Here is a 2,182-nt window from a genome sequence, read left to right on the forward strand (position 1 = left end):
TGTAAATGTCAAGATGATCATGTACATTTTCACTTGTTTAAGCATGTACAAATTTAATCGTTTTCTTTACTGAAATGATCTTTAATTCGATACGATTGTCCTACAATGCTAACAACGGTAGCGTGATGTAATACGCGATCGAGTATGGCATTAGCTATTTTAGGATCCTGAAAGATTTCATCCCATGATTTGAAATTTACATTCGTAGTTAAAATCGTACTACGTTTTTCATAACGCATATCAATGAGTTGGAAAAATAATTTTGCATCCTCCGGATCAATTGGTAAATATCCAATTTCATCGATGATAAGCAACTTATATTTTGTGTAGTGTTTTAATCTTGATTCTAGACGATTCTCAAGCTTTGCACGTTTCAAATTTTGAAGTAAATCATGACACTTAATAAAATAAGTGCTTGTTCGTTTTTTAGCTGCTGCTATACCTACCGATGTCGCTAAATGGGTTTTACCAACACCACTAGGTCCTAAAAATACTATGTTTTCTTGTTGCTCTAGGAAACGTAGAGAAATAAAATCCAAGATTTGTTGTTTATTAATACTTGGCTGGAATTCAAAATCAAATGCATCAATCTCCTTTCTATGAGGGAATGCGCCCATCTTTACCATAGAGTGAATCATATTTTGTTCTCTTACATCAATTTCATAGTTTGTCAGCTTAACCAGTGCTTCCACAAATGACAATTGATTATTAATACTAAAATCAACGATTTCCCCTAAATGTTGTGTCATTTGTTTTAATTTTAAATATTCTAGGTTTGTGGTTAACTGTTGATAGCTATTCTTCATTTCTATATACCTCACCAATTACTGATAAATTTTGTTTCGCCAAATTGTCAATGTTCGGATATTTTGGTAGTGACTTAGCCAATGCGCTTTTATAATGTTCTTCTTTATAATTAAGTTTAGATTGGCTGATTTTATGTTGTACAATTAACTTCATGTTATGATAAACATATATTTGATTATCATAAACTTGTAGACCAACGGTCTTACCTTGATACTCAGCTGGCACTGAGTATTGATTTGATTTGTAAGATATCATTCCTGACGCATTTACTTTTACAAGTTTATGTTTAATCTTATAGGAATCTCTTATTGTACTCGTAGGGAGTGGCTGTAAGAGATTCCTTTCTTGTTTTAAGGCAAACACAGGAATCTTACCAGTTCCTTGATGAAACGTTTGATTAATTCTTTTACATAACTTTTGTACAAATTCATGCAATTCTTCAAAAGTAAACTTGCCTTGATAAGCATGAATTTCATCTAGAAGTTTCATGGGAGCTTCTATTTTTCCTTTTGTATTTGGACGTCCTGCAATACACGGTTGTACCTTAAATCCGAAATCCTGGGCAAATTGTGCAAACTTATTATTAATCGTTCCTGAAAAATGTTCTGTTCGAGCCTCATCCATTACAGTTTTCATATTATCTGTAACGATCACCTTTGGTACGCCACCAAACGCTTCAAATGCCTCTGTCATAAATGACAGTAATACACTTTGGGATTTTGAAATATTTAAGTGAAAAACTCTAAAGCGTGAATAAGATAGCAGAAGTACAGCCACATTTACAAAGACCGTTTCACCATCTGTCATTTCAAACTTTATGCTTTCTTTCCAATCTAATTGCGCTTGTTCAGCAGGAGGTGTTTCATAACGAACCTTTCCTGGTAAGTTTGAAACAATACGTTTACCATCCTTAAAATATTTTTTGAATTCAGGTTTCCTGTTGATATAGGCACGAAAAGTAGACTGGGAACATTGCAAACCATGATTATCCGTTAGATATTGCCATAGAACCCGCATATAGTAAAAAGTTTGTTTAGAGTCCTCTGATAAAAGATCTACAATCACTTTATAATAGGCATCGATTTTTGATGTTTTCTTTTTGGTCCCCTTTGGTATAAATCCATTCATGTATTTATCAATGGTACGTCGATCAACCTTCAATTCTCGTGCTAGTTGACTTTTATTTATTTTCATCTTTAAGTTCTCCATTAAATTTTTTAAATTAGATAAGTCTGTAAGACTTTTAATTGTAAATTCCGTTGGAATATCTAGTTTGATATACACACTAACCACCTCAAAGTCAGTATGTAGAATCCTGTTGAAAATGTACATGCTTATTCAGGTGTTAATGCGTACATTTAAACTAGCATTTATA

The 2,182-nt window shown here is 32.7% G+C and carries 2 protein-coding genes; both read right to left on the bottom strand.

What is annotated here, in order from left to right:
* Positions 1-53: 53 nt before the first annotated feature.
* Positions 54-806 (bottom strand): IS21-like element IS232 family helper ATPase IstB, encoded by a 753-nt coding sequence (istB, locus tag DN401_RS29475; RefSeq protein ID WP_149288125.1) that lies wholly within the window; start codon positions 804-806, stop codon positions 54-56.
* The gene (istA, locus tag DN401_RS29480) at positions 796-2,091 is read right to left on the bottom strand and encodes an IS21 family transposase (protein WP_149288126.1); all 1,296 of its coding nucleotides are present in this window, start codon (positions 2,089-2,091) and stop codon (positions 796-798) included. Before istA ends, istB begins: the two co-directional genes overlap by 11 nt.
* Between the last annotated feature and the right edge of the window lie 91 nt (positions 2,092-2,182).

Source organism: Bacillus sp. BF2-3 (assembly GCF_008368795.1).
Classification (GTDB): domain Bacteria; phylum Bacillota; class Bacilli; order Bacillales; family Bacillaceae_G; genus Bacillus_A; species Bacillus_A cereus.